Raw genomic sequence first — 25,458 nt, 5'->3', positions numbered from 1 at the left:
GGAGAACCGCGGCCGTGAGCAACACGCGGGACGAGAGGAGAGTGAGATGGCGGCGAGCGCTGCGATCAGTCCGACGGGCGGGGAGGTCAAGGACCTCTACGAGATGGGTGAGATCCCGCCGCTGGGTCACGTGCCGGCCAAGATGTATGCCTGGGCGATCCGTCGCGAGCGCCACGGGCCGCCGGAGCAGTCTCACCAGCTCGAGGTGCTGCCGGTCTGGGAGATCGGCGACGACGAGGTGCTGGTCTACGTCATGGCTGCGGGCGTCAACTACAACGGCGTCTGGGCCGGCCTCGGCGAGCCGATCTCGCCCTTCGACGTCCACAAGGGCGAGTACCACATCGCGGGTTCCGACGCCTCCGGCATCGTCTGGAAGGTCGGTTCCAAGGTGAAGCGCTGGAAGGTCGGCGACGAGGTCATCGTCCACTGCAACCGCGACGACGGCGACGACGAGGAGTGCAACGGCGGCGACCCGATGTTCTCGCCCTCGCAGCGCATCTGGGGTTACGAGACCGGCGACGGGTCCTTCGCGCAGTTCTGCCGGGTGCAGTCCCGCCAGCTCATGGTCCGGCCGAAGCACCTCACCTGGGAAGAGGCGGCCTGCTACACGCTGACGCTGGCCACCGCCTACCGCATGTTGTTCGGCCACGCCCCCCACACGGTGAAGCCTGGCCAGAACGTCCTGATCTGGGGTGCCTCCGGCGGCCTCGGCGTGTTCGGCGTGCAACTCTGCGCGGCCTCCGGTGCCAACGCCATCGCGGTGATCTCGGACGAGTCGAAGCGCGACTACGTGATGAGCCTCGGCGCCAAGGGCGTCATCAACCGCAAGGACTTCGACTGCTGGGGCCAGCTCCCGAAGGTCAACAGCCCCGAGTTCCACGCCTGGACCAAGGAGGCGCGGAAGTTCGGCAAGGCGATCTGGGACATCACTGGCAAGCAGGACGTCGATATCGTGTTCGAGCATCCCGGCGAGGCCACCTTCCCGGTCTCGGCGCTGGTGGTGAAGCGCGGCGGCATGGTGGTGTTCTGCGCCGGCACGACCGGCTTCAACATCACCTTCGACGCCCGCTACGTCTGGATGCGGCAGAAGCGGATCCAGGGCTCGCACTTCGCCCACCTCAAGCAGGCCTCGGCGGCGAACCAGTTCGTGCTCGACCAGCGGATCGACCCGTGCATGAGCGAGGTCTTCCCCTGGGACAAGATCCCCCAGGCCCACACCAAGATGTGGAAGAACCAGCACCCGCCGGGCAACATGGCCTGCCTCGTCAACTCCCCGCGCGCCGGCCTGCGCACGGTCGAGGACGTGATCGAGGCCGGGCCGTTGAAGCGGTAAGGCTCTCGATCGGCCCGGCCCCGTCGCTCTCGCGCGGGGCCGGGCCGATCAACTCGGCTCCCGGCGTCCCGCGCCGACTCGCTGTACTGGAAGGCGCGCGGGTGGAGGTCCCAGGAGATCCTGACGGGACCCGGCCCCGAACCGAAAGGGGGCGGGGGTTTGAGTGGCGACGACGAGGCTTACGTCTACGACGCGGCGACGGGCGAATGGCTCCCGCCCGGTGCGGCTGCCCCCGAGGCGACGGCCGTCCGTGACGCGGCCGGCAACGTCCTGGCCGACGGCGGTTCGGTCACGCTGATCAAGGACTTCAAGGTCAAGGGCGCCAACCAGACCCTGAAACAGGGCACGGTCATCCGCTCGATCCGACTGACGGACGATTCGGCAGAGATCGACTGCCGCCACGCCACCCTCAAGGGTCTGGTGCTGCGCACCGAGTTCGTGCGCAGGCGCTGAGGCCGTTTCTGGGCGGCAGCTTCCCCTGACCGTTCGCGCTACCGCCGCCGCGTCTCGTCCTGCGGCAGATGCCGGCCGTAGGCCTCCTGCTTCTCCGCGCGCTCCTGGATCAGGTCGGCGTAGGCCTGCCGCATCTCCGGCGACACGCTGATGCTCTTGCCCTTGGCGGCCTTGCGCTTGGGCGCCTTCCTGAAGGTGTTGTTCGTGTCGCTCATGCCGGGCCCCGCGTCGAACCGTGGCGGCATTGCGTGGCCGGACGACCGGTCCGGGAGCCGGCCGCCGCCCAGGGCCGGACTTCCGCCCTGTAGCGCATCGCGGTCCCGGACGCACGGTGGCCGGGGCCGGATTGATCTGGCCTGTCGCGACGGCCTCTGCCAGGATCGGCCCGACGAGCGTCGGGGGGCGAGAATGGTTTCGGGTGACGCGTCGCGGTGTCGGATCCCGGGCGCCCCGCGCGGCCGCGCCCGGCGCGCGACGGCCCTGGCGATCCTGATCGCCCTCGGCACCGGAGCGGTCGCGGCCCAGGACCGGCCGGCGCCCGCCCGGGCCGCTCCCGGATCCGTGCCGGCGGTCGGAGCGCCGGCCGACCCCGCCTTCGAGGCCATGAAGGCCGGCTTCGAAGCCCTTCCGGAGGCCGACCGCAAGGCCCTCCAGGATGCCCTGGTCTGGACCGGCGCCTTCAACGCAGTGGTGTCGGGCGCCTTCGGGCGCCGGACCTACGAGGCGCTCACCGCCTACGCCGCCCGGATCGGCGGGGCCGACCCCCTCGATCCGCGTGAGCGGGCGGCGCTGCTGGCCGCCGGCGCGGCTGCGCGGAACGCGGCGCGCTTCCGCGTCGCGGTCGATCCCGGGACCGGCGCCGTGATGGGGGTGCCCGAGCGCCTCTTGGCGAAGCGGACCGCCCTGCCCTCCGGAACCCGCTGGCAGAGCCAGGACGGGCGCGTGACCCTGGAATCCCGCGCCTTTCCACCCGGGGCCGAGAGCCTGGACGCGCTGTTCGAGAAGGCCACCGCGCCGCTCCCCGGTCGCAAGGTGACCTACAAGCTGCGGCGGCCGGACACCGTGGTGGTCACCGCCGAGACAGGGCCGGGACTGTCCTACATCCGCTACGCCTCCGGACCCGAGGGCGTCCGCGGTTTCCTGCTCGGCTACGACCGCGCCCTGGCACCGGAGGTCGACAGGCTGGTCATCGCCGTGGCGAACGCCTTCGTGCCGTTTCCGGACCCGGCCGCGGCGCCGGCCGCCCAGCTTCCCTCAGGTCCGGCGCCGGAGACCCGTGTCCCCAACCCGGTGCCCCAGCCGCAGGCCGCCGCGCCGCTGAGGCCGGCGAGCCTCGCCTCCGCTCCGGCATCGGGCGCGGGCCTCGCAGTGGCGCCGGGACGCGTGCTGACCGCCACCGCCGTGCTGGAGAACTGTGTGCAGCCCCGCGTCGGCGCGACGCCGGCGCGGGTGCTCGCGACCGACCCGGCCGGTCTCACCCTCCTCGACGTGCCCGGCGCCCCCGCCCCGCTCCGGCCCGCGATCCGGTCCGAGACCGTCGGTGGCGAGGAGAGCGTGATCGCCCTGGCGCCGGGCTCCGACGGGGTCCAGGCCGCCCCCGGCGATGCGCGGGGCGGCGATGTGATCGCGGCGCTTCAGCCGGGTTCCAGCGGCGCGCCGGTGCTCGACCGGTCGGGGGCCCTCGTCGGCATCGTCGCCCGGTATCCCGCGGCGCCCCGCCGGGTCGCCGGGGTGGTACCGCCGGCGCGCCTGCCGGTCGTGCCGGCACGGGCGATCACCGCCTTCCTCGCGACTCAGGGCATCGCCGGTGCGGCGCCGCGGCCGGGTGGCGGGCCCGGCGCGGTCGCGCCCGCCGTGGTCGGGATCACCTGCCGGTAGGGATCGCGCCGAACGTCGGATTTTCTGTCGCCCGACCGGGACCCGCGGCCATCCAGGGGCCCGGGCGGACGATCGTCCGCCCGGGCGGCGGGCTCCGGCTCAGAGCCGTCCGGTGACCAGGAGCACGATCAGCACGATCAGCAGGATGCCGCCCAGGCCGAAGCCGGGGCCGCGATATGCGCCGCCGCCGAGGAAGCCGCCGCCGCCGAAGGCCAGGATGATCAGGATGATGAGCAGGATGGTGACGAGGGACATCGGTCGCGTTCTCCGGACGGTCGCGCTGGTGCGAGCGTGACCGTTCAAACGCTGCGACATTCCGTTCCGTTCAACGCCAAGCCACGCTTTTGTGAGGAAAATTCCGGATGAGACCTCGGCCTCAGGCGTGCCAGTCCGGCAGAGCCTCCGCGGGCGCCTCAAGCCAGTCCGGAACCGGCAGGTCGCGCCCGGTGAGGAAGGCCGGGTTGAACAGCTTCGAGGCGTAGCGGGCCGCCCCATCGCACAGGATCGTCACGACGGTGTGTCCGGGCCCGAGCACCCTCGCCAGCCGGATCGCCCCGGCCACGTTGATCCCCGACGAGCCGCCCAGCGACAGCCCTTCCTCCCGCATCAATCCGAAGACGATGTCGAGGGCTTCGCGGTCGGGGATGCGGAAGGCCAGATCCGGGGTGAAGCCGTCGAGATTTTGCGTGATGCGGCCCTGGCCGATGCCCTCCGTGATGGAGGAGCCCTCGGCCTTGAGGGTGCCGGTCGTGTAGTGGGCGTAGAGCGCGGAGCCCTCGGGGTCGGAGAGTGCGATCCGCACCTGTGGGTTCCGGGCGCGCAGGGCTGCGGCAGTGCCGGCGAGCGTCCCACCGGTCCCGGCCGCGCAGACGAAGCCGTCGACCTTGCCGCCGGTCTGGTCCCAGATCTCTGGGCCGGTGCCCTCGACATGGGCCTGCCGGTTGGCGACGTTGTCGAACTGGTCGGCGAAGAAGGCGCCTGCCGGCTCCGTGGCGGCGAGCTTCTCCGCGAGGCGCCGGGCTACGTGGACGTAGTTGTTGGGGTTGGCGAAGGGCACGGCCGGGACCTCCACCAACCGGGCGCCCGCGAGCCGCAGGGTCTGCTTCTTCTCCTCGGACTGGGTCTCCGGGATGACGATCAGCGTCCGGTAGCCGCGCACCGAGGCGACCAGCGCGAGACCGATGCCGGTGTTACCGGCGGTGCCCTCCACGATGGTCCCGCCGGGGCGGATCAGTCCACGGGCCTCCGCGTCCCGCACGATATGAAGGGCGGCACGGTCCTTCACCGACAGGCCGGGATTGAGGAACTCGGCCTTGCCGTAGATGGCGCAGCCGGTCTCCTCAGAGGCGCGGCGCAGGCGGATCAGCGGCGTATGGCCGATGGCGGAGAGGACATCGGGCAGGCCGGTGCGATTCGATTCAGTCATGGACGGAAGGGTAGGAGAACGCTGCCGCACTGGCGAGCAGCAACGTGCCATGAGGGGGCATGCGGGAAGCGTTGATCGGCACGCCTATCCCGATTGCGGCCAGCCTCGAACGACGTCCGATCTGCGTGCGGCTTCGAGAGGCCCGGCGGTCAAACCCGCCTGTCGACGGTCTGGCCCTGTCCGGGAGGCGCGGGCGGACCGGCACTCGCTGTCTGATCGGCGCCTTGCGCCACCAGCGCGGCCACGGCCCTGTCGGCGGCGATCTGCTGCCGGGCGACGGCGATTCCGATCTGCTGGTTCTGGGACGCCGCCAGCATCTGGACGGCGGTGGTCGCGATGGGGTCCATCATGGCACCCTAGTGCGGGGAGCTGAATCCCGCGTTAGCCGAAACCGCGGCCTTCGAGCGATCACCCGTCCAGGAAGCCGCGCTGCCGCGCCCGGTAGCCGCCGATCAGCGTCACGCAGACGAAGGACACGCCGGCGAGGACGGTTCCGAAGACCGCGATCGGCCACCAATGCCCCTGAAAGCGCTCGGCCAGCACCGTACCGACGATCGGCGTCAGGCCGCCGGCCAGCGCGCCGCAGAACTGGTAGGCGATCGAGATCGCCGTGTAGCGCACCCGCGTCGGGAAGGCGCCCGCGAGATAGCCGGCGATCACCGCGTAGAAGGTCGCGCTCCCGATCACGTTCAGGGCGAGGCCCAGCACGATCAGCGGGACCGACTTGGTCTCGACGAGCCAGAACAGCGGGTATGGGGCGAGCATCGCCCAGACCAGCGTCCCCTGCAGGAACAGGCGCTCGTTGCGGATCAGCTCCGCGATCCGGGCGCCCACCGGGGTCATCACGAGCTGAACCACGGCGCCGATCAGCAGGGCGTCGAGGATCGTCGCCCGCTCGATCCCGAGATACTGCGTTGTGAACGCGATCATGAACGTGTTGAACAGGTAGACCGAGGCGATCGCGAAGGTGTTGGCGCCGGCCGCCAGCAGGACGGGCTTGAGGCTGGTCGTCAGAACCTCGCGCACCGGCGCCGCCGGCGGGCCGCCCGCGGCGCGGGCCTTCTCGAAGGCGGGTGATTCGGCCACGCCGAGGCGGATCGCGAGCCCCACGAACAGCAGCAGGATGCTCACCAGGAACGGCACCCGCCAGCCCCAGGTCAGGAAGCTCTCCTTGTCGAGGAGGCCGGCGAGGCGGAAGGCCAGCAGCGACAGGATCTGCCCGGCGGGGCTGCCGAGCTGGGCGAAGGAGGCGAAGAAGGTGTTGCGCCCGGCCGGCGCGTGCTCGGCGGCCATCAGCACCGCCCCGCCCCACTCGCCGCCGACGGCGAGCCCCTGGATCAGCCGGAGCACGACCAGCATCACCGGCGCCCAGAGGCCGACCGACGCGTAGGTCGGCAGCAGGCCGATGCACGAGGTGGCGAGGCCCATCATCACGAGCGTCGCCACCAGGGCGCGCTTGCGCCCGAACCGGTCGCCGAGATGCCCGAAGATCAGGCCGCCGAGCGGGCGGGCCAGGAAGCCGACCGCGAAGGTGCCGAAGGCCGAGAGCGTCGCGATGTAGGGCGATTCCGCCGTGAAGAAGAGCGGCCCGAACACCAGGGCCGCCGCCGTGCCGTAGATGAAGAAGTCGTACCACTCGATCGTGGTGCCCACGAAGGCCGCGAGCGCCGCGCGGGCGGACTGGTTCTGGACAGGTCCCGGTGCTGCGGTGGTGACGGCCATCGGACCTCGCTCGGGATTATGAATTCAGTTGGAGCCCTGCATGCGCCAGTCGGGCCGCCGACCGCAACGCCTGCACGCGACAGGGCGGCCGTTTCATCCGCCGCGGCGGGCTCCGTCTCAGAAGCTGGGCGGCGTGCAGGCGCTCACCACCTCGCAGGCGTTCGGGCCGACGCAGCGGAACCGGTGCGGGCGGCGGCTGTCGAAGCTGTAGGCGTCGCCGGGGCCGAGGATCCGGCGCTCGGCATCCACCGTCACCTCCAGGCGGCCGGAGAGCACGATGCCGCCCTCCTCGCCCTCGTGGGAGAGCGGCACCCGGCCGGTATCGGCGCCGGGCTCGTAGCGCTCCTTGAGGATCTGGAGCTTGCGCCCGAACAGGCTGTCGCCGACCTGCCGGTACGAGATCGCCCCCTTGGCGGCCCGGCGGCCGATCTCGGTCAGCTCCTCGGCGGCGAAGAACGCCTTGCGCTCCGGCTCCGGCTCCAGGGCGAAGAACTCGGCCATGCCGATCGGCACCCCGTCGAGGATCCGCTTCAGGGCGCCCACCGACGGGTTCACCCGGTTCGCCTCGATCAGCGAGATCGCGGAGTTCGTCACCCCGGCGCGCTTGGCGAGCGTCCGCTGCGACAGGCCGTGGCGGGCGCGCACGAAGCGCAGGCGCGCGCCGACATCGATGCTCATCCGGTCGAGGCCCGTTTCAGGTGTTGCGGATCCGGCAACAGTGCCGCGCGCGGCCCCGATCCTGCAAGAGGTTGGCGACGATCAGAAAAGGACTTGTTGCCGGATCGGCGAAGGTGTCCCCTGATCGCACCGCCCGATCCGCGCGCCCGATTCCGGAGAGCCGCCCATGACCGACCATCCGCTCCGCAACGCGCCCGCGATGGACGCCTTCTGGATGCCGTTCACCGCCAACCGCCAGTTCAAGGCGGCGCCGCGGCTGCTCGTGTCGGCCGAGGGCATGCACTACACGGCCGACGACGGCCGCACGGTCCTCGACGGCACCGCCGGCCTCTGGTGCGTCAATGCCGGTCACGGGCGCCGGGGCATCGCGGCGGCCGTGGAGCGCCAGCTCGCGACCCTCGACTTCGCCCCGACCTTCCAGATGGGCCACCCCATCGCGTTCGAGTTCGCCGAGCGCCTCGCCGAGATCGCCCCGGGCGGTCCGGACAAGCGCCTCGACCGGGTGTTCTTCACCAATTCCGGCTCGGAATCGGTCGACACCGCCCTCAAGATCGCGCTGGCCTACCAGCGGGCGATCGGCCAGGGGACCCGCACCCGCCTGATCGGCCGCGAGCGCGGCTATCACGGCGTCGGCTTCGGCGGGCTGTCGGTCGGGGGCATCGTGTCGAACCGGCGGGTCTTCCCGCAGCTCAACGGCACCGACCACCTGCGCCACACCCACGACCCCGCCCGCAACGCCTTCGTGAAGGGCCAGCCCGAGCACGGGGCGGAGCTGGCCGAGGATCTGGAGCGGCTGGTGGCGCTGCACGGGCCTGAGACCATCGCGGCCTGCATCGTCGAGCCGGTGGCGGGCTCCACGGGCGTGCTGATCCCGCCGAAGGGCTACCTCGAGCGCCTGCGCGAGATCTGCACCCGGCACGGCATCCTGCTGATCTTCGACGAGGTCATTTCCGGCTTCGGCCGCCTGGGCGCACCGTTCGCGACCGACTTCTTCGGCGTCGTCCCCGACCTCGTGACCAGCGCCAAGGGCCTGACCAACGGCACGGTGCCGATGGGCGCGGTCTTCGCGAGCCGCGCGGTCCACGACGGCCTGATGCAGGGCCCGGACGGGATCGAGCTGTTCCACGGCTACACCTATTCCGGGCACCCGATCGCCTGCGCGGCCGGCATCGCGACGCTGGACATCTACCGGGACGAGGGGCTGCTCACCCGGGTCGCCGACATCGCCGACGACTGGGCGGCGGCGATCCACGACCTGCGCGGGCGCAAGAACGTCATCGACATCCGCACCATCGGGCTCGTCGCCGGCATCGAGCTGGCGCCGCGGCCGGACGCGCCGGGCAAGCGCGCCTACGAGGTGTTCGTGGACTGCTTCGAGCGCGGCCTGCTCACCCGGGTGACCGGCGACATCATCGCGCTGTCGCCGCCGCTGATCATCGAGCGCGGCCAGATCGGCGAGATCGTCGACTTTGTGGGCGCGGCGATCGACCGGGTCGCCTGAGCGCTCTCGATCCGGGTTTCCAAGGGGCAAGCCCTAACCTGCTGATGATGAACGCGCATTTCCCCTCCCCCTTGTGGGGAGGGGCAGGGGTGGGGGTGGTGCAGGAGGCACCGCAGCGCCCCATCCTGAACCACCCCCACCTCCAACTCCTCCCCACAAGGGGGAGGAGAGCGCGTCCGTTTGGTATCCCGCCGGCCCGAGATCACCTTGACAGGGCCGGGTCGAGACCTTTCGAAACCACGCCTTGCGCGCCGCACAGGCGCCCTCGCCGCGCAGCGGGGTTGTCGCGACACCACCCATGCCCATCTGCCCCGGACCCGGAATTCGGCCGGGCGCGAGGCTTTCCATGTCGAACACCGCCCTGATCGTCGGCGCCAGCGGGATCGTCGGCAGCGCCACCGCGGCGCTGCTGACCCAGGAGGGCTGGACGGTCGCCGGTCTCGCCCGCCACCCGGTGCGGCAGGACGGCGTCGCGCCGGTAACCGGCGACCTGCAGGATCGGGCCTCCCTGGAGACAGCGCTCGCCGATCTCGCCCCGAGCCACGTCTTCCTCGCGACCTGGCAGCGTCGGCCGACCGAGGCGGAGATGATCCGCGTCAACCGGGCGATGGTCGAGAACGTGCTCGACGCGCTCCGGCCGAAGAAGAGCGTCCGCCACGTCGCCCTGGTGACCGGGCTGAAGCACTATCTCGGCCCGTTCGAGGCCTACGGCAAAGGCACCCTGCCGCAGACGCCGTTCCGCGAGGACCAGGGCCGCCTCGACATCGAGAACTTCTATTACGCCCAGGAAGATGCGGTGTTCGCCGCCGCGGAGCGCGACGGCTTCACCTGGAGCGTCCACCGGCCGCACACGATCATCGGCAAGGCGGTCGGCAACGCCATGAACATGGGCACGACGCTCGCGTGCTACGCCACCCTGTGCCGGGAGCTGGGACGTCCGTTCGTGTTCCCGGGCTCGGCCGCGCAGTGGAACGGCCTCACCGACATGACCGACGCGCGGTTGCTCGCCCGCCAGCTGCTCTGGGCCTCCACTGAGCCGAGGGCCGCCAACGCGGCGTTCAACGTCGTCGACGGCGACGTCTTCCGCTGGAGCTGGATGTGGGGCCGGATCGCCGCGTGGTTCGGGATCGAGGCGGTGCCCTTCGACGGCACGCACCGGCCCTTGGAGCCCCGGATGGCGCAGGACGGGCCGGCCTGGGCGGAGATCGCGCGGCGCCACGGCCTCGCCGAGCCGGACCTGACCAAGCTGGCCTCGCCCTGGCACACGGATGCCGATCTCGGCCGGCCGATCGAGGTCGTCACCGACATGAGCAGGAGCCGGCGGCTGGGCTTCACCGCCTACCAGCCGACCGACGACGCGTTCTATGACCTGTTCGCCCAGCTCCGCGCGGATCGGCTGATCCCTTGAAGCCGGCCGCGCAATCACGATGGGTTCCGCGAGTCTCCCTCCCCCGCAGAGGGGGGAGGGAGAACTGCGCCTCACCTTCTCCCAGTCTGCACCGTCACCCGGCCCTGCGCTCCGTCCCGCACCACTCGGCCACGAACAGCGCCATGGTGGTCGTGATCCGCTTCACCGAGGCGAGGCTGACCCGCTCGTCGAAGCCGTGGATGTTCTGGGAGGTCGGGCCATAGCAGAGGGCCGGCACCCGGTCGTAGAGGGCGTGGACGCGGGTATCGAGGTAGCCCGCCGTCATGAAGCTCTGCAGAGGGGAGCCGATGGCCCGCTCGTGGGCGCGGCCGAGCACCGCCTCGGCCTCGGAGCCCGCCTCCAGCACGTAGCCCTCGGCGAAGAAGCCGTTGAAGACGACCTGCGGCGGGCTGTTGGCCAGGAACGGGTCGGTGCGGGAGAAGGACGCCACCGCGGCCTCGATCTCGGCGGCGGCCTGCGCGGCGGTCACGCCCGGGTAGAGCGCGACCCGGCAGTGGATCCGGCACCAGGCCGGCACCGATGAGGCCCAGTCGCCCCCCTCGATCTTGCCGATGTTGAGGTTGATCGGGTGGTCCTCGGTCTCGAAATGCGGGTGCGCCGCCTTCTCGGCGTTCCAGCGGGCCTCGACGGCGCGCAGCGCCCCGATCACCCGGTAGGTGGCGTCGATGGCGTTGGCGCCCGCGCCCATCTCGCGCACGTGGACCGGCACGCCCCGGACCTCCACGGTGAACCAGAGCACGCCGGTATTGGCGCGCACGAGCTTCTCGTCCTCCGGCTCGGGGATCAGCACGGCGTCGGCCCGGTAGCCGCGCAGATGGGTCATCAGGGCGCCGTTGCCGGTGGATTCCTCCTCGACCACGGATTGCACCGTCACGGAGGCCGCCGGCTGGAGGCCGAGACGCGCCAGGGCGTCGAGGGCGAACAGGTTGGCGGCGTGACCGGCCTTCATGTCGCCGGCACCGCGCCCATACATCCAGTCGCCCTGGATGACCGGGTCGAAGGGCCCGTGGGTCCAGAGGTCGAGGGGGCCGGGCGGCACCACGTCGACATGGGCCTGCAGGATCAGCGAGCGTCCGGTCTCGGTGCCCGGCCGGTGGTGGCAGACGACGATCGGCGCGTCCGAATGGTGGGCCTCGTCGATCTTCGAGCCGCCCGGATGGGCCGCGATGGCGGCGCGGTCCATGGCGAAGCGCTCGGTGGCGTAGCCGCGGGCACGGAATTGCTCGAAGACGTAATCCTGGCAGGCATGCTCTTCGCCGCGCAGGGACGCGAACCGGACCAGCGCCTGCGTGTGGGCGATCTGATCGGGAAACCCCTCCGCCACGGAGGCTTCGATCTCGGCGGCGAGGGTGGGGTCGAGGGCCATGGGAACTCCGAACCGGTGCGGCCGGGAGGAAGCGCCCGGGCTCGGGCGGCTGTCAACCGGCGGGTGCCGAGGGCACGGTTCGTGCCGAAATCCCGCGCCCGGCGCAGTTCCGGCACAATCCCTGTGAGAGCCGTTCAGCAAAGCGTGACTACGCATCGCCGTCGACGGGCGGAACCGCGGTGTTGCCAACGGCTTAGCCTATCGGCAAACCGTCGCGCTTACCCAGTCGGAGTCGCATCATGCGTATCGGTCTGATCTCGGCCCTCTCCGGCCTGCTCCTGTGGTCCGCGGCTCCGGGCTCCGCCAGCGCCGACGTGCTCGTCAACGTCGACAAGACCACGCAGCGCATGGAGGTCTCGGTCGACGGGCAGCCCCGCTATTCCTGGCCGGTCTCCACGGGTGTGGCGAGCTACGACACGCCGTCCGGGTCGTACCGGCCGTTCCGGATGGAGCGCACCCACTTCTCGAAGGAGTGGGACGACGCCCCCATGCCGTTCGCGATGTTCTTCACCAACCAGGGGCATGCCATCCACGGCACCAACCACGGCCGCGCCCTGGGGCGGGCGGCCTCCCACGGCTGCGTCCGCCTGTCGGTGCGCAACGCCGCCACCCTGTTCAACCTCGTGAAGGCCCAGGGCATGGGCCGGACCCGCGTGGTGATCGACGGTGCGGACGCCCCGGTCGCAGAGCGCGGGCGGCGCGGGATCCGCGTCGCCCGGCAGCGCAGCCCCTACGAGACGGACGACCTCCTGGCGGACAGCGACCAGATGGGCCGCCGGTCGGTGCCGGCCTATTACCGCCCCGCCGGCCGACCCGCCTACGCGCCGGCGGCGACCTACGGATACCCGGCCGACAGCGACGCGATGGAGGCTTGGTAGGTCCGCCCACGGCCGCGCGGCGTCAGGGCACGGACGTCACGCGCGGCGCCGTGCGCCCATTGCCGTGGGCGGCCTGCCGGCCTAGCTCCTCCGCGGCCATCAGAGCCCGCGCGGCCCCTGCCGCGACCTGAGACGGACGGAGACACCCCCAAGATGCCCATCGCTTTCTGCCGGTCCCTCCCCTTCGCCGCCCTGGCGCTCGCCGCGGCCACCGTGCCGGGGTACGCCCTGGAGGTGACGCGCTCGGCCGACATCGCCGCGCCCCCGGCCAAGGTCTGGCAGACCATCGGCGAGTTCTGCGGCATCGGCGACTGGCACCCGGCCATCGAGAAGTGCGCCCTCTCCGACAAGGACGGCATGAAGGTCCGCACCCTCAGCCTGAAGGGCGGCGGCACCATCAAGGAGGAGCAGGTCTCCCGCGACGACAAGGTGATGAGCTACACCTACACGATCCTGGAGAGCCCGCTGCCGGTCTCGGACTACAAGTCGACGCTCTCGGTCGCGCCCGCGGGCTCCGGCTCGAAGGTGACCTGGACCGGCACCTTCAACGCCAAGGGTGCGCCCGACACGGTCGCCACCGATGCGATCCAGGGCATCTACGATTCCGGCCTGAAGGCGCTGGCCGACAAGGCCAAGTAAGCGCTCCGAGCAGGCGCGTCGCGTAAGCGCGCCGAAGGTGCCGCGGTCACGATTTGGCGCGCACCGCCGGACCCGGAGGGGAGGCGCGCGCGCCAAGTCACGCGGGCGCCTCGGGAAACGACGTGGACGCAGTCCCCCCTGCCCCGCGCGGCGCGCGCACGCGGCGTGCCGCCCCGGCGATTGACCCACTGCCAAGCTCGGCTCACAACCCTGGCGGCGCCGCGATCGGCGCCCCCACCAGGATGATCGCCGTGCCCGCGTCCCGCCTCCCGCTGCGCCTCAGCCTCGCAATCCTCGCCGTCGCGGCGCTCGGCGCCTGCCAGCAGCGGGCCACCCCCGCGGTCACGGAGCCCTCGCCCGTCGTGCCGGCCCCGCTCGCCCTGCCCACCGGCAGCGGCTGCGGCCCCGAGATCGCGCGCACCCGGGCGATCGTCGACAGCGACGTGGCGACCGGCAACCTCAACAAGCCGGTGGGCGACCGCTTCGGCGCCGACCTCGCGCACGCCGCGGCGGAATGCGCGGCCGGCAAGTCGGGCGAGGCCCTGCACCTCCTCGCCGCCGCCAAGAGCCGGTACGGCTACCGCTGAGCGAGGCGTCTCAGGGCCGCCCGCCGTCGAGGTCGCCGTTCTCGCGCGTCGGCGTGCGTCCAACCCCTCCCCCTCATGCTGAGGTGCCGCAGCGGAGCGAAGGCCTCGACGGGGGGCTCCAGGGATTGCGGTGCTTTCTGGAGCACTCCTTCGAGGCCCGCTGACGCGGGCACCTCAGGATGAGGGTGTGGGCGGGATAAGGGTGGCCCTGCCCGGGTGGAGCGCGGCTTAGATCACGAACAGCAGGTTCAGCCCGGCCCGCCGGAACCCCTCCTCGGCGATCTTCAGATCGAGGCCGTAGGAGGCGATGTCGTCCGCCACCGGATCGAGCGTCGGCGCCCGGTGCTGGTGCAGGTGCTTGATGTAGCTGTGGCAGGTCGTGCAGGTCTCGACCTGGACGTCCTTCGAGACCTCGTCGAGTCCGTAATAGCTGATCCCCTCGCCGGAGCCGCAGGCGGTGCAGCGGATGCGGACGTGGTTCCAGTAGGTGCCGCAGAGGGAGCAGCTGAGGTAGCGGGCCTTGTCGGCGGGCGTCCAGGCGACCACGACGCTCGCCACCGGCGCGCCGCCGCAGCACGGGCAGACGCCGTCCGCCACGGGCTTCAGGATCTTGGTGTCGAGCCGCGCCGCCTGCCCGGCGAGGCGCACCTGAAGGGCGGCCGAGACGAACACGCATTCGGCGATCCGGTCCACCGGCAGCGCGCCCTCGAAGACCTGCAGGGCGAGGTCGAGGCGATCCTCGCGGGAGGCCGCGCGCAGGGATTCGCGCGCCGCCGCCGAGGCCTCGGGCGCCGTGGTGAGATCGACCGCGTCGAGGAGCGCCAGCAGGCAGGCGTCGAAGCCCGGATCCGCCTCCAGCCCGTGCCGCGACAGGGGCGGCATGCCGTGCTCGCTGCGCAGCGCCAGATCGCCGGCTTCCGGCGCCGCGGGCGGCGGCACCTGCGCCTGGACCGTCGCCTGGGCCCGGGCGACCTCGGCGACGAACCGGAGATAGGCCTCCAGCGGGTGGCCGGGGGCGGCCTCGTCCAAGCGGGCGGCACGGTCGGCGAACAGGCTCGCGGGGTCGGGCAGGCGCACGAACGGCACCGAGCCCGAGATGCCGATCTTGTCGGGATCGGGCTTGAGCTCATTGAAGTCCCGGCGGCGGGGTTTCGGCGCCTCGGCGGGCGTCGATGCCTTGTCCGCGGCGGGTGCCGCGGGCTTGCGCTTGAAGAAACTGGCCACGCGCTCAGGACCCGCGCTTGTCCACCGAGCCGTGGCGGGCCTTGCCGCCGGCCATCTGCCGGAACCACTTGCGGTGGTGCCGGTAGGCCCAGCCGCCCGTCACCGTGCCGCGGACCATCGCCCGGCCGGTGCCGCGCACCCAGATGCCCGCGTAGATGTGCACCACGATGATCGCGATGGCGATCACGGCGGCGAGCGAGTGGGCGAGGAGCGCCCAGCGCTGGGTCTCGATGGAGGTGAGGCCGCCGAAATAGGTGTTCCAGATCACGAGACCGGTGACGAACATCACGCCGATCAGCGCGGTCTGGCCCCAGAACACGCCCTTCTGGCCGGCATTGTACTTGCCGAGTTCGGGCAGCCGGTCCTCGCGGTTGGTGACCACGTCGCCGATCTTCATCGACCACTCGACGTCGTCCTTGTTGGGGATGTTGAGCTTCCAGAAGCGCACGAACAGGAAGAAGAAGCTCACCGCCAGCGCCACGCCGAACCACGGGTGGATCGCCCGGGTCGCCTGCCCGCCACCGAACAGGCCGGTGAGCGAGAACAGGTACGGCGTGAACATCGCCAGGCCCGAGAGGGTCAGCAGGGTGAACAGGATCGCGGTGATCCAGTGGTTCACGCGCTGCACGCCGGTGTAGCGGGGGACGTACATCACCTCCGGCGCCTCGGACTTGGCGTGGTGGAGGGGGCGGGAATCGCCGTCCCGGATATCGGTCTGGATCGTCATCGGCCTTCTCGCGCCTGATGCGGTGCCGGCCCCGCGGGGCGGCTCTGGAATTCAAAGATAGGGTGGGACGGCTGCAACGTCTCCATCCTGTCGCTCGCGGCTCCGCATCTCTCCCTCCCCCCTCTGCGGGGGAGGGTGGCCCCTGCGTCAGCAGGGGTCGGGAGAGGGGAACCCGGGTTCAAGAAAGGGCACGATCTTCATGGAGGCCGGCGGTTCATGCGGCACCGTCGCTCCCCTCTCCCGACCCCCTTCGGGGGCCACCCTCCCCCGCAGAGGGGGGAGGGAGACCGTCGCGTCTCAGTGCGGCCGGACCTCGCCGCCGCCGTTCTCGCGGCGCTTGGCCTCGTCGTACTCGACCGCCTCTTCCTCCTCCTCGGGCACGACCTCGTTGGGGCCGGCCGTCACGTAGTGGAAGAAGCCCGCCACCGCCGCGAAGCCCATGGCGGCGAGCCCGAAAACCTTGGCCCCGCCCTTCCAGAAGGCGACCAGCGGCGAGATCTTCGGGTCGTTCGGCAGGCCGGCATAGAGGCTCGGCTGGTCGGCGTGGTGCAGCACGTACATGACGTGCGTGCCGCCGACGCCCGCCGGGTCGTAGAGGCCGGCCTTGTCGAAGCCGCGCGACTTCAGGTCCTCGACGCGGTCGTGCGCCTGATCGATCATGGCCTGCTTGGTGCCGAACATGATCGAGCCGGTCGGGCAGGCCTTGGCGCAGGCCGGGGCCTGACCCACCGCCACCCGGTCCGAGCACAGGGTGCACTTGTACGCCTTGTGGTCGGTCTGGCTGATGCGCGGGATGTTGAAGGGGCAGCCCTTCACGCAGTAGCCGCAGCCGATGCAGTTCTCCTCGATGAAGTCGACGATGCCGTTGGAGTACTGCACGATCGCGCCCGGCGACGGGCAGGCCTTCAGGCAGCCCGGCTCGGTGCAGTGCATGCAGCCGTCCTTGCGGATCAGCCATTCGAGGTGGTTGGTCTCGGGGTTCTCGTACTCGGTGAACCGCATCAGCGTCCACGACTTCGGCGTGAGGTCGTGGGGGTTGTCATAGACACCGCGATTGATGCCGATGTCGTCGCGCAGGTCGTTCCACTCCTCGCACGCCGCCTGGCAGGCCTTGCAGCCGATGCACTTGGACACGTCGATGAGCTTGGCGACCTCCACCTGGCGGCGGATCTCCGGCGGCGTCTCCGTCGAGGCGGAGCGCTGGCGGATGTCGAGGGAGCTGTAGTCAGCCATGTCTGCCGCTCCCCCTTACGCGACCGCGTCCGACGGAGGCGAGGTCGGCTCGATGTTGACGAGCCAGGCCTTGAACTCCGGCGTCTCGGTGTTCGCGTCGCCCACGACCGGCGTGAGCGAGTTCGGGTGCCATCCTTTCTTGGTGAGGCCCATGAAGCCCCAGTGCTGCGGGATGCCGACGACGTGGACGGGCTTGCCGTCGCAGATCAGCGGCTTGATGCGCTTCGTCACCACGGCCTTGGCCTTCAGGGAGCCGCGCTTCGACCATACGCGGACCCAGCCGCCCTTGGTGATGCCCTTCTCCTTGGCGAGCTCCTCCGAGATCTCCACGAAGGCCTCCGGCTGGAGGATCGCGTTGATCCGGGCGTGCTTGGTCCAGCCGTGGAAGTGCTCGGTCAGGCGGTAGCTCGTCGCCGCGTAGGGGAACTCCTTCGCGTCGCCGAGGTCGGCCAGATCGTCCTTGAAGATGCGGGACGCGGGCGCGCCCTTGATCTTCGGGAAGGCGAGGTTGGCCACCGGCGACTCGAACGGCTCGTAGTGCGTCGGGAACGGCCCGTCGCGCATGAGGCCCCGGGTCCACAGGCGGGCTACGCCCTCCTGGTTCAGGATGAACGGCCCGACGCCCTTATCGGGGGCGACGGTGACGCCGTAATCCGGCACGTCGAAGCCGATCCACTGCTTGCCGTTCCACTCGATGAGCTTCTTCTTCTCCGACCACGGACGGCCCTCGGGGTCGCACGAGGCGCGGTTGTAGAGCACGCGCCGGTTGGCCGGCCACGCGAAGGCCCAGTTCGGCGCGATGCCGCGGTCGCCGGGATCGGTGTTGTCCCGGCGGGCCATGGTGTTGCCCTTCTCGGTGTAGCAGCCCGAGTAGATCCAGCACCCGCACGCCGTCGTCCCGTCGTCCTTGAGCTGGGCGAAGCCGTCCACCTGCTTGCCCGCCGGGATGACGGTCCCGTTGAGGTCCGGCGTCGGCGCCAGCGTGTAGCCGTTGAGCTCGCGGGCGAGCTCCGTCGGCGTCGGCGCCTCCGCCATGGCGTAGTCCCACTTCAGATTGACGATCGGGTCCGGGAAGGCCCCGCCGTCCTTCTTGTAGGCCGCCTTCACGCGGAGGAAGATCTCCGACATGATCTCGATGTCCGAGCGGCACTCGCCCGGCGCGTCCTGCGCCTGCCAGTGCCACTGCAGCCAGCGGCTGGAGTTCGAGAGCGAGCCTTCCTCCTCCACGAACAGGGTGGTCGGCAGCTCGAACACCTCGGTCTGGATCTTGGTCGGATCGACGTCGTTGTACTCGCCGTGGTTCTCCCAGAACCGGGCCGTCTCGGTCTTGAGCGGATCCATCACCACCAAGAACTTCATCTTGGAGAAGGCTTCCGTCATCTTGGCGCGGTTCGGGAACGACAGCAGGGGGTTGAAGCCCTGGATGACGTAGCCGGTCATCTTGCCCTGCTTGGCGAGCTCGAACCCACGGATCACGTCGTAGGTCGGCACGTCGAGCTTGGGCAGGTAGTCGTAGGCCCAGTCGTTCTCCTTCTGGGCCTTGTCGCCCCACATCGCCTTCTGGAACGAGACGAAGAACTTGTTGTAGTTCTGCCAGTAGCTCGTCTGCCCCGGGCGCAGCGGCTTGAACTGCCGCTTGGCGATGTAGCTCGCGTAGTCGGGCTCCTTCTCCACTGGGATGTTGAGATAGCCGGGGATGAGGTTGCTCATCAGCCCGATATCGGTCAGCCCCTGGATGTTGGAGTGGCCGCGCAGCGCCTGCATGCCGCCGCCGAGCATCCCGATGTTCCCGAGCAGCGTCTGCACGATGCACATGGAGCGGATGTTCTGCGAGCCCTTCGAGTGGTGCGTCCAGCCCAGCGCGTAGAGCGACGCCATGGTCCGCTCGGGCGCGGCCGTCGTCGCCATCAGCTCGCAGACCTTCAGGAAGGTCTCCTTAGGCGAGCCGCAGATCTTCTCCACCATCTCGGGCGTGTAGAGCGCGAGATGCTTCTTCAGGAGCTGCATCACGCAGCGCGGGTGCTGCATCGTCTCGTCGACCACGGCGTAGCCGTCCGAGCCGATCTCGTAGTCCCAGGTGGTCTTGTCGTAGTCGCGCTTGTCCGCGTCGTAGCCCGCGAACAGGCCCTCGCTGAAGTCGTAGCCCTCGCGGACGACGTACCCGGCGTTGGTGTAGGCGGAGACGTAGCGGTGCTGCAGCTTGTCGTTGTCGAGCAGGTACTTGGCCACGCCCGACAGGAACGCGATGTCGGTCCCCTGCCGGATCGGGCAGTAGAGATCGGCCACCGACGCCGTGCGGGTGAAGCGCGGATCGACGACGATCAGCTTGGCGTTGTTATGGGCCTTCGCCTCGACGACCCACTTGAAGCCGCAGGGGTGAGCCTCGGCGGCATTGCCGCCCATCACGGTAATCACGTCCGCGTGCTTGATGTCCATCCAGAGGTTGGTCATCGCACCGCGTCCGAAGGAGGGCGCCAAACTGGCGACCGACGGACCGTGTCAAACCCTGGCCTGATTATCGAAGACCAGGGCCCCCATGCTTCGGACTGTCTTGTAGGTCAGCCAGGCCGTCTCGTTGGTGGTGGCCGAGGCCCCCAGGAAGCCCGTGGTGGTCCAGCGGTTGACCGTGAGGTCGCCGTTCTTGGCCACGAAGTTCTTGTCCCGATCCTCCTTGAGGAGCGTCGAGATCCGGTCGAGGGCGAAGTCCCAGGACACGCGCTTGAACTCGGTGGAACCGGGGGCGCGGTGCAGCGGGTACTTGGTGCGGGTCTCGGAATGCACGAAATCGAGCAGCGCCGAGCCCTTCGGGCAGAGCGTGCCGCGATTGACCGGGTGATCGGGGTCGCCCTCGATGTGCATCACCGAGGAGCGGGCGTTCTTCGACCGGTCACCCAGGCTGTACAGGATGACGCCGCACGCAACCGAGCAGTACGGGCACGTGTTGCGGGTCTCGCGCATCTGCGCGAGCTTGAAGGGCCGCACCGCGGCGGCCATGGCGGGCTCGAGCCCGCCGAATCCGAGCGCACCCAGCGAGCCGCCCGCGAGGCCGGCACCGGCCCCCTTGAGCAGGCCACGCCTTGAGACCTGGACCGTCATCTCCGCTCCGTAAAAGCGATCTGGTATAATTCCAGGGTGTCCCAAAAAAGCGTGCGCCACACAAGTGCGGTCGCGTGACACAGCGACAGCCCGTGTATCGCCCCGGGCTGCACGTTCAATGTGCCGATATCATCCTGGATGAATACGCTTTTTTTACTTGCTGGGATTTGCGGGATTCGTCCCGGATGGCCCTGCCGTCCGATGCTCCAGGGGAGCTTGCGGCTCGGTGCCGGCGGTGCCGCCGGGCTGGGCCGGCGGGACCGGACGGTCGGCGTTCTCCTTGATCGACTGGCCGCCCGGGTCGGGCGCATCCTTGGCGGCCGACTGCTCCCGGGGGACCGGCGCCTGGCTCCAGCCGTCCTGGGCGCTGCGCGACTTGTCGCCCATCGCGTCGATGCCCTTGATCTCGCCGGGTTTGGTCTGCGCCAGCGCGGGCGAACCGGCCACCGTCGCCGCGAGGAACACCAGCACGGACAGGGACATCGAACGGGACAAGGCGGAACTCCGGGCGCCAACGTGGGTCAGCGGGCAACGTATCCCTCGCACCGGCAGTTCCGGCTCCGGCCGGTGACGGGTCCTTAACCAAGCTTGCGCATTCTGATCCGGAGCGGGCGCGGGGTTCCGGACGATGTCGAAGCCGAAACTCGAGCGTCCCGTCGAAGCCTCGGCGGACCCCAGCGTCGCCCCCCTCGCGGCGGGCATCCGCCGCCATCTCGGCCAGAACCTGCGCACGCTCTACGCCGACACGCTGGCGGCGCCGCTCACCCAGCGTCTCGAGACGCTGATGGCGCAACTCGACAAGACGAAGCGCTGAGCCGGCCCGGTCTCCCGCATTGAGGACGGATTCGACGGCGCGGGACCGGTGATGCCGTTTCCGCTCGATGATGGGGGCGCCGCCGTCTCTGAGAGCGGGGCGAAGCGATCCAGGGGCGCCGCGCCTGCGGCGGTCGCGCCGCCCTGAGTCATTTCACTGTGCTCGTGATAACGGTGAGGAACGCGTCGCCGGCTACGAGACGCCCTTCCCCAATCCAGCGGAATGGATTCGCGGCGCGAAGGTGGGACGACGCACGCCCCTCGCTCGCGTCGCGGGTCATCCCGGCCTCTGTCCCGGCTCCTATCCCGGCCGCGGAACGACGTGTGCCGACGCACATGAGATCGTTCGTTCTATAAAACGCCTTCACCGGTTGATTTTCTTCCCTGTCCGGGTCCGACGGGAGAAGATCCATGCCTTCTCTCACGCCAGCATATTGGCGACGCTGGCTTTCCGGTAAGAGATGCCCGATGTGCGACCGGCGCAAACCGTTCCGGATGGTCGCGCGCGGCTTGACAATGTTCGATAAAACGAACGATTTTCCGGATCTCGGGGTCGGTCGTCCCCGTGTCGCAGGCAGTAGGGCTGGGGATCGGACGCGATGAAGAATGCTGCGGGTCGGGGCTTGGTGGCCCGGGCGATCGGGCTGTCCCTGCTGGCCGGGGCTGGGCTGTGGACCTGCGCGCTGCCGGCCGCGGCCGAGACCGCCCTCCTCAACGTCTCGTACGATCCGACCCGGGAACTCTACCGCGAGATCAACGCCGCCTTCGCGGAGGCGTGGAAGGCCAAGACCGGCGAGGCGATCACGGTCCGGGCCTCCCATGGCGGCTCGGGCGCGCAGGCGCGCACGGTGATCGACGGCGTCGACGCCGACGTGGTGACGCTGGGCATCCCGTCCGACATCGACGCCATCGCCAAGCTCACCCACAAGATCCCGGACGACTGGCGCAGCAAGCTGCCCAACACCGCGACGCCCTACACGTCGACGGTGGTGTTCCTCGTCCGCAAGGGCAACCCGAAGGGCGTCAAGGACTGGGCCGACCTGGTCAAGCCCGACGTGAAGGTGATCACCCCGAACCCGAAGACCTCGGCGGGCGGGCGCTGGAACTTCCTGGCCGCCTGGGGCTACGCCTACGGCCAGGACAAGGACGCCGCCAAGGCCGACGCCTTCGTGGGCCAGATCTACAAGAACGTCCCGGTGCTCGACACGGGCGCGCGCGGCTCGACCGTGACCTTCGCGCAGCGCGGGCTCGGCGACGTGCTGCCGACCTGGGAGAACGAGGCCTACCTCGTGCTGCAGGAGTTCGGCGCCGACAAGTTCGACATCGTCTCGCCGCCGATCTCGATCTACGCCGAGCCACCGGTGGCCCTCGTGGCGGTCAATGCCGAGCGCAAGGGGACGACGAAGGCCGCACAGGCCTATCTCGACTTCCTCTACACCGACCAGGCCCAGGCGATCTTCGCCAAGCACCATTACCGGCCGATCAAGCGCGAGGCCGCGGCGCCGGCCGACCTCGCGCAGCTCCCCGACATCAAGCTGTTCCGGATCGAGGACCTGCAGGGCTCCTGGGACGAGATCCAGAAGCGGAACTTCGACGCCGGCGGCCTGTTCGACCGTCTGAGCCGGGCCGGCCGCTGAGGCTTGAGACCATGGTTGCGACGCCCCGTCCCGGATGGACCTTCCGACGGCCGAGCGTGATCCCGGGCTTCGGGTTCACCTTCGGCTACACGCTGACCTGCCTCGGCCTGATCGTCCTGCTGCCGCTGGCCGGGCTGGTGGTGAAGGCCTCGGGGCTCGGGCTCTCGGGGATCTGGGACGTCGCCACCGATCCGCGGGTGGCGAGCGCCCTGCGGATCAGCTTCGGCGTCTCGGCGGTGGCCGCCCTCGTCGCGTCCGTGTTCGGCTTCCTGGTGGCCTGGGTTCTGACGCGCTACCGCTTCCCGGGGCGCAAGCTCGTCGACGCCGCCGTCGACCTGCCCTTCGCGCTGCCCACCGCGGTCGCCGGCATCGCGCTCGCCTCGCTCTACGCGCCGGACGGGCTCCTGGGCGCGCCGCTCGCCCGCCTCGGCATCCAGGCGGCCTACACGCCGGTGGGCATCTTCATCGCCATGGTGTTCATCGGCCTGCCCTTCGCGGTGCGGACCGTGCAGCCGCTGATCGCTGAGATCGACAAGGAGATCGAGGAGGCCTCCGCGACCCTCGGGGCGACCCGCATCGCGACGCTGACCCGGGTCGTGCTGCCGCCGCTGATCCCCGCGGTGCTCACCGGCTTCGCCCTCGCCTTCGCCCGGGGCGTCGGCGAGTACGGCTCGATCATCTTCATCGCCGGCAACCTGCCCTACGTCTCGGAGATCGCGCCCCTGCTGATCGTCATCAAGCTCTCCGAGTTCGACTACGGCGGCGCGGCCGCCATCGCCACGATCATGCTCGGGATCTCGTTCCTGACGCTGCTCGCCATCAACCTCATCCAGGCCTGGTCCCGGAGGCGGTTCGGCTATGTCTGAGATCTTCTCGCCCGTCATCGTGCCGGCCGCCAAGCCCGCGCCGGTCGCCTCCGAGGGGGCGGCCACGCGCGGGATCCTGATCGGCATCGCGGTGGCGTTCCTAGCGCTGTTCCTGGTGCTGCCGCTCTTCGCGGTCTTCGTCCAGGCCTTCTCGAAGGGGATCGCGGCCTTCCTGGAGGCCTTCCGCGAGCCCGACGCCTGGAGCGCGATCCGCCTGACGCTGACGGTGGCGGCGATCGCGGTGCCGTTCAACCTCGTGTTCGGGCTGGCGGCGTCCTGGGCGATCGCCAAGTTCGAGTTCCCCGGCAAGTCCCTGCTGATCACCCTGATCGACCTGCCGTTCTCTGTCTCGCCGGTGGTGTCCGGCATGATCTACGTGCTGCTGTTCGGGTCCCAGGGCCTGTTCGGCACCTGGCTGATCGATCACGGGATCCAGATCCTGTTCGCGCTGCCGGGCATCGTGCTGGCGACGGTGTTCGTCACCTTCCCGTTCGTCGCGCGCGAGCTGATCCCCCTGATGCAGGAGCAGGGCACCGCCGAGGAGGAGGCGGCGCTCACCCTCGGCGCGTCGGGCCTGCACGCGTTCCGGACGGTGACGCTGCCCAACATCCGCTGGGGCCTGCTCTACAGCGTGCTCCTCTGCAATGCCCGGGCGATGGGCGAGTTCGGCGCGGTCTCGGTGGTGTCGGGCCACATCCGCGGCCTGACCAACACCATCCCACTTCACGTGGAGATCCTCTACAATGAGTACAACTTCGTCGCCGCTTTCGCGGTCGCTTCGCTCCTCGCCGTCCTTGCCCTCATCACCCTCGTCCTCAAATCCGTCCTGGAATGGCGCTTCGCCGGCGAGCTCGCGCACGGCCGGGCTCACTGAGCGTCCCTCCACGGCGATCCGGGTCGAGAACGTGTCGAAGACCTTCGACACGGCGGCGGTGCTGCACGACCTGTCGCTCGACGTGCGGGCGGGCGAGCTGATCGGCCTGCTCGGCCCCTCGGGCTCGGGCAAGACGACGCTGCTGCGGATCATCGCCGGGCTCGACGCGCCGGACCGGGGCCGGATCCTGTTCGGCGACGACGACGCGACGGGTCTCGCCGTGCAGGAGCGGGCCGTCGGCTTCGTGTTCCAGCACTACGCCCTGTTCAAGCACATGAGCGTGGCCGACAACATCGCCTACGGGCTGAACGCCCGGCGCCGGGCGGACCGGCCGGCCAAGGCGGAGATCAAGCGCCGGGTCGGCGACCTGCTCGACCTGATCCGCCTCTCGGGCTTCGGCGACCGCTACCCGTCCCAGCTCTCCGGCGGCCAGCGCCAACGGGTGGCGCTCGCCCGGGCGCTCGCCGTGGAGCCCCGGGTGCTGCTGCTGGACGAGCCCTTCGGCGCCCTCGACGCCCAGGTCCGGAAGGACTTGCGCCGCTGGCTGCGCGAGATCCACGACCGCACCGGCCAGACCACGATCTTCGTGACCCACGACCAGGACGAGGCCCTGGAGCTGTCCGACCGGGTGGCCGTGCTCGATCGCGGCCGTCTGGAGCAGGTCGGCACGCCCGACGAGGTGCAGGAGAACCCGGCCTCGGCCACCGTGATGAAGTTCTTAGGGGATTCCGTCGAGGTGGAGGCGATCGCCGAGGGCGGCCGGGTGCTGGTCCGGGGCCGCGAGACGCCCGTGGTTGCGCCGGCCGGGGTGATCGGCCCGGTCAAGCTCTACGTCCGGCCGTGGCAGCTGCAACTCGCCGAGCCGGAGGCGGCGCATCTCTCCGGCACCGTCCGCAGCTCCTACCGGAGCCAGGGTCGCCAGCGGATCGAGGTGGCCGATGCCGAGGGGCGCGTCCTCGCCGTCGAGGATTTCGACGGCGTCCGGTACCCGGCCGGGCACCCGGTGGGCCTTCGGATCAACGGCGGCCACGTCTTCGGGTGAGGCCCGGCCGCAGCCCTTCGGTGACGTCCGGTCACGGTGTCTGGTGATGGCGTCTG

General features: G+C 70.3%; 25 protein-coding genes. 13 read left to right on the top strand and 12 right to left on the bottom strand.

Features of this window, described 5'->3' with window-relative positions; genetic code table 11:
• Positions 1-46: 46 nt before the first annotated feature.
• Entirely contained in the window at positions 47-1,333 is a 1,287-nt protein-coding gene (gene ccrA / locus ACLBX9_RS17495; RefSeq protein ID WP_010686256.1) for a crotonyl-CoA carboxylase/reductase, read from the top strand.
• Between the two features lie 159 nt (positions 1,334-1,492).
• Complete coding sequence (locus ACLBX9_RS17490) at positions 1,493-1,786, top strand: alkylphosphonate utilization protein (protein WP_447719840.1); 294 nt, start codon at positions 1,493-1,495, stop codon at positions 1,784-1,786.
• Positions 1,787-1,824: 38 nt separating this feature from the next.
• Here the strand turns inward: ACLBX9_RS17490 and ACLBX9_RS17485 are convergent, their stop codons facing one another.
• On the bottom strand, positions 1,825-2,001 hold the full coding sequence (locus ACLBX9_RS17485) for a hypothetical protein (RefSeq protein ID WP_010686258.1): 177 nt from the start codon (positions 1,999-2,001) through the stop codon (positions 1,825-1,827).
• 193 nt (positions 2,002-2,194) lie between these two features.
• On the opposite strand from ACLBX9_RS17485, the gene ACLBX9_RS17480 reads away from it, so the two are divergent.
• On the top strand, positions 2,195-3,664 hold the full coding sequence (locus ACLBX9_RS17480) for a serine protease (protein WP_447719839.1): 1,470 nt from the start codon (positions 2,195-2,197) through the stop codon (positions 3,662-3,664).
• A gap of 99 nt (positions 3,665-3,763) precedes the next feature.
• Here the strand turns inward: ACLBX9_RS17480 and ACLBX9_RS17475 are convergent, their stop codons facing one another.
• The 5 genes from ACLBX9_RS17475 to ACLBX9_RS17455 all read right to left on the bottom strand — a co-directional run bounded on the left by ACLBX9_RS17475 (position 3,764) and on the right by ACLBX9_RS17455 (position 7,490).
• Positions 3,764-3,919 carry a hypothetical protein gene (locus ACLBX9_RS17475; protein ID WP_007563230.1) on the bottom strand — a complete coding sequence of 52 codons (156 nt, stop codon included), beginning with the start codon at positions 3,917-3,919 and terminating at the stop codon, positions 3,764-3,766.
• 121 nt (positions 3,920-4,040) lie between these two features.
• Positions 4,041-5,090, bottom strand: a complete 1,050-nt coding sequence (locus tag ACLBX9_RS17470) for a cysteine synthase A (RefSeq protein WP_010686260.1) — start codon at positions 5,088-5,090, stop codon at positions 4,041-4,043.
• Between the two features lie 149 nt (positions 5,091-5,239).
• A complete protein-coding gene (locus ACLBX9_RS17465; protein ID WP_447719838.1) occupies positions 5,240-5,440 on the bottom strand; it encodes a hypothetical protein in 201 nt (66 codons plus the stop codon).
• Positions 5,441-5,498: 58 nt separating this feature from the next.
• A complete protein-coding gene (locus ACLBX9_RS17460) occupies positions 5,499-6,812 on the bottom strand; it encodes an MFS transporter (RefSeq protein WP_447719837.1) in 1,314 nt (437 codons plus the stop codon).
• A gap of 117 nt (positions 6,813-6,929) precedes the next feature.
• Positions 6,930-7,490 (bottom strand): cupin domain-containing protein, encoded by a 561-nt coding sequence (locus ACLBX9_RS17455; protein ID WP_010686263.1) that lies wholly within the window; start codon positions 7,488-7,490, stop codon positions 6,930-6,932.
• A 166-nt stretch (positions 7,491-7,656) separates the two neighbouring features.
• Between ACLBX9_RS17455 and ACLBX9_RS17450 the strand changes: the two genes are divergently transcribed.
• Positions 7,657-8,991 carry an aminotransferase class III-fold pyridoxal phosphate-dependent enzyme gene (locus tag ACLBX9_RS17450; RefSeq protein WP_447719836.1) on the top strand — a complete coding sequence of 445 codons (1,335 nt, stop codon included), beginning with the start codon at positions 7,657-7,659 and terminating at the stop codon, positions 8,989-8,991.
• A 346-nt stretch (positions 8,992-9,337) separates the two neighbouring features.
• On the top strand, positions 9,338-10,399 hold the full coding sequence (locus ACLBX9_RS17445; RefSeq protein ID WP_010686265.1) for an SDR family oxidoreductase: 1,062 nt from the start codon (positions 9,338-9,340) through the stop codon (positions 10,397-10,399).
• A 94-nt stretch (positions 10,400-10,493) separates the two neighbouring features.
• On the opposite strand, the gene ACLBX9_RS17440 is transcribed toward ACLBX9_RS17445, so the two are convergent.
• Positions 10,494-11,786 (bottom strand): ArgE/DapE family deacylase, encoded by a 1,293-nt coding sequence (locus ACLBX9_RS17440; RefSeq protein ID WP_010686266.1) that lies wholly within the window; start codon positions 11,784-11,786, stop codon positions 10,494-10,496.
• A gap of 239 nt (positions 11,787-12,025) precedes the next feature.
• Between ACLBX9_RS17440 and ACLBX9_RS17435 the strand changes: the two genes are divergently transcribed.
• The 3 genes from ACLBX9_RS17435 (at position 12,026) to ACLBX9_RS17425 (ending at position 13,890) form a co-directional block, all read left to right on the top strand.
• Positions 12,026-12,664, top strand: coding sequence for a L,D-transpeptidase (locus ACLBX9_RS17435; RefSeq protein WP_010686267.1), 639 nt, complete (start codon positions 12,026-12,028; stop codon positions 12,662-12,664).
• A 153-nt stretch (positions 12,665-12,817) separates the two neighbouring features.
• Positions 12,818-13,303, top strand: coding sequence for an SRPBCC family protein (locus ACLBX9_RS17430; protein ID WP_010686268.1), 486 nt, complete (start codon positions 12,818-12,820; stop codon positions 13,301-13,303).
• Between the two features lie 242 nt (positions 13,304-13,545).
• Positions 13,546-13,890, top strand: a complete 345-nt coding sequence (locus ACLBX9_RS17425) for a hypothetical protein (RefSeq protein ID WP_010686269.1) — start codon at positions 13,546-13,548, stop codon at positions 13,888-13,890.
• A gap of 228 nt (positions 13,891-14,118) precedes the next feature.
• Here the strand turns inward: ACLBX9_RS17425 and fdhE are convergent, their stop codons facing one another.
• The 5 genes from fdhE to ACLBX9_RS17400 all read right to left on the bottom strand — a co-directional run bounded on the left by fdhE (position 14,119) and on the right by ACLBX9_RS17400 (position 20,665).
• On the bottom strand, positions 14,119-15,114 hold the full coding sequence (fdhE, locus tag ACLBX9_RS17420) for a formate dehydrogenase accessory protein FdhE (RefSeq protein WP_447719835.1): 996 nt from the start codon (positions 15,112-15,114) through the stop codon (positions 14,119-14,121).
• Positions 15,115-15,118: 4 nt separating this feature from the next.
• Complete coding sequence (locus ACLBX9_RS17415) at positions 15,119-15,841, bottom strand: formate dehydrogenase subunit gamma (RefSeq protein WP_010686271.1); 723 nt, start codon at positions 15,839-15,841, stop codon at positions 15,119-15,121.
• Between the two features lie 297 nt (positions 15,842-16,138).
• Positions 16,139-17,074, bottom strand: coding sequence for a formate dehydrogenase subunit beta (gene fdxH, locus ACLBX9_RS17410; RefSeq protein WP_010686272.1), 936 nt, complete (start codon positions 17,072-17,074; stop codon positions 16,139-16,141).
• A gap of 15 nt (positions 17,075-17,089) precedes the next feature.
• Positions 17,090-20,170 carry a formate dehydrogenase-N subunit alpha gene (fdnG, locus tag ACLBX9_RS17405; RefSeq protein ID WP_447719834.1) on the bottom strand — a complete coding sequence of 1,027 codons (3,081 nt, stop codon included), beginning with the start codon at positions 20,168-20,170 and terminating at the stop codon, positions 17,090-17,092.
• A 153-nt stretch (positions 20,171-20,323) separates the two neighbouring features.
• Positions 20,324-20,665 carry a hypothetical protein gene (locus ACLBX9_RS17400; RefSeq protein WP_039894359.1) on the bottom strand — a complete coding sequence of 114 codons (342 nt, stop codon included), beginning with the start codon at positions 20,663-20,665 and terminating at the stop codon, positions 20,324-20,326.
• 133 nt (positions 20,666-20,798) lie between these two features.
• Here ACLBX9_RS17400 and ACLBX9_RS17395 point away from each other — a divergent pair, with 133 nt between their 5' ends.
• The 5 genes from ACLBX9_RS17395 (at position 20,799) to ACLBX9_RS17375 (ending at position 25,402) form a co-directional block, all read left to right on the top strand.
• Positions 20,799-20,984 (top strand): hypothetical protein, encoded by a 186-nt coding sequence (locus ACLBX9_RS17395; RefSeq protein WP_447719833.1) that lies wholly within the window; start codon positions 20,799-20,801, stop codon positions 20,982-20,984.
• Between the two features lie 598 nt (positions 20,985-21,582).
• The gene (locus tag ACLBX9_RS17390; RefSeq protein WP_447719832.1) at positions 21,583-22,620 is read left to right on the top strand and encodes a sulfate ABC transporter substrate-binding protein; all 1,038 of its coding nucleotides are present in this window, start codon (positions 21,583-21,585) and stop codon (positions 22,618-22,620) included.
• 11 nt (positions 22,621-22,631) lie between these two features.
• A complete protein-coding gene (cysT, locus tag ACLBX9_RS17385; RefSeq protein ID WP_447719831.1) occupies positions 22,632-23,486 on the top strand; it encodes a sulfate ABC transporter permease subunit CysT in 855 nt (284 codons plus the stop codon).
• Positions 23,479-24,360, top strand: a complete 882-nt coding sequence (gene cysW, locus ACLBX9_RS17380; protein ID WP_447719830.1) for a sulfate ABC transporter permease subunit CysW — start codon at positions 23,479-23,481, stop codon at positions 24,358-24,360. Before cysT ends, cysW begins: the two co-directional genes overlap by 8 nt.
• The gene (locus ACLBX9_RS17375; protein WP_447719829.1) at positions 24,281-25,402 is read left to right on the top strand and encodes a sulfate/molybdate ABC transporter ATP-binding protein; all 1,122 of its coding nucleotides are present in this window, start codon (positions 24,281-24,283) and stop codon (positions 25,400-25,402) included. The genes cysW and ACLBX9_RS17375 overlap by 80 nt, the downstream gene beginning before the upstream one ends.
• Positions 25,403-25,458: the final 56 nt, after the last annotated feature.

Source organism: Methylobacterium sp. A49B, from assembly GCF_053346215.1.
This window is presented reverse-complemented; position numbering and strand designations above follow the sequence as displayed.

Excerpts from the sequence above, each read along its gene's own strand:
- ccrA (WP_010686256.1), top strand. The coding sequence starts at position 47 with ATGGCGGCGAGCGCTGCGATCAGTCCGACGGGCGGGGAGGTCAAGGAC.
- ACLBX9_RS17465 (WP_447719838.1), bottom strand. The coding sequence starts at position 5,440 with ATGATGGACCCCATCGCGACCACCGCCGTCCAGATGCTGGCGGCGTCC.
- ACLBX9_RS17455 (WP_010686263.1), bottom strand. The coding sequence starts at position 7,490 with ATGAGCATCGATGTCGGCGCGCGCCTGCGCTTCGTGCGCGCCCGCCAC.
- ACLBX9_RS17430 (WP_010686268.1), top strand. The coding sequence starts at position 12,818 with ATGCCCATCGCTTTCTGCCGGTCCCTCCCCTTCGCCGCCCTGGCGCTC.
- ACLBX9_RS17435 (WP_010686267.1), top strand. The coding sequence starts at position 12,026 with ATGCGTATCGGTCTGATCTCGGCCCTCTCCGGCCTGCTCCTGTGGTCC.
- ACLBX9_RS17475 (WP_007563230.1), bottom strand. The coding sequence starts at position 3,919 with ATGTCCCTCGTCACCATCCTGCTCATCATCCTGATCATCCTGGCCTTC.
- ACLBX9_RS17390 (WP_447719832.1), top strand. The coding sequence starts at position 21,583 with ATGAAGAATGCTGCGGGTCGGGGCTTGGTGGCCCGGGCGATCGGGCTG.
- ACLBX9_RS17415 (WP_010686271.1), bottom strand. The coding sequence starts at position 15,841 with ATGACGATCCAGACCGATATCCGGGACGGCGATTCCCGCCCCCTCCAC.
- cysW (WP_447719830.1), top strand. The coding sequence starts at position 23,479 with ATGTCTGAGATCTTCTCGCCCGTCATCGTGCCGGCCGCCAAGCCCGCG.
- ACLBX9_RS17445 (WP_010686265.1), top strand. The coding sequence starts at position 9,338 with ATGTCGAACACCGCCCTGATCGTCGGCGCCAGCGGGATCGTCGGCAGC.
- ACLBX9_RS17470 (WP_010686260.1), bottom strand. The coding sequence starts at position 5,090 with ATGACTGAATCGAATCGCACCGGCCTGCCCGATGTCCTCTCCGCCATC.
- ACLBX9_RS17395 (WP_447719833.1), top strand. The coding sequence starts at position 20,799 with ATGTCGAAGCCGAAACTCGAGCGTCCCGTCGAAGCCTCGGCGGACCCC.
- ACLBX9_RS17450 (WP_447719836.1), top strand. The coding sequence starts at position 7,657 with ATGACCGACCATCCGCTCCGCAACGCGCCCGCGATGGACGCCTTCTGG.
- ACLBX9_RS17480 (WP_447719839.1), top strand. The coding sequence starts at position 2,195 with ATGGTTTCGGGTGACGCGTCGCGGTGTCGGATCCCGGGCGCCCCGCGC.
- fdxH (WP_010686272.1), bottom strand. The coding sequence starts at position 17,074 with ATGGCTGACTACAGCTCCCTCGACATCCGCCAGCGCTCCGCCTCGACG.
- ACLBX9_RS17440 (WP_010686266.1), bottom strand. The coding sequence starts at position 11,786 with ATGGCCCTCGACCCCACCCTCGCCGCCGAGATCGAAGCCTCCGTGGCG.
- cysT (WP_447719831.1), top strand. The coding sequence starts at position 22,632 with ATGGTTGCGACGCCCCGTCCCGGATGGACCTTCCGACGGCCGAGCGTG.
- ACLBX9_RS17460 (WP_447719837.1), bottom strand. The coding sequence starts at position 6,812 with ATGGCCGTCACCACCGCAGCACCGGGACCTGTCCAGAACCAGTCCGCC.
- ACLBX9_RS17485 (WP_010686258.1), bottom strand. The coding sequence starts at position 2,001 with ATGAGCGACACGAACAACACCTTCAGGAAGGCGCCCAAGCGCAAGGCC.
- ACLBX9_RS17425 (WP_010686269.1), top strand. The coding sequence starts at position 13,546 with ATGATCGCCGTGCCCGCGTCCCGCCTCCCGCTGCGCCTCAGCCTCGCA.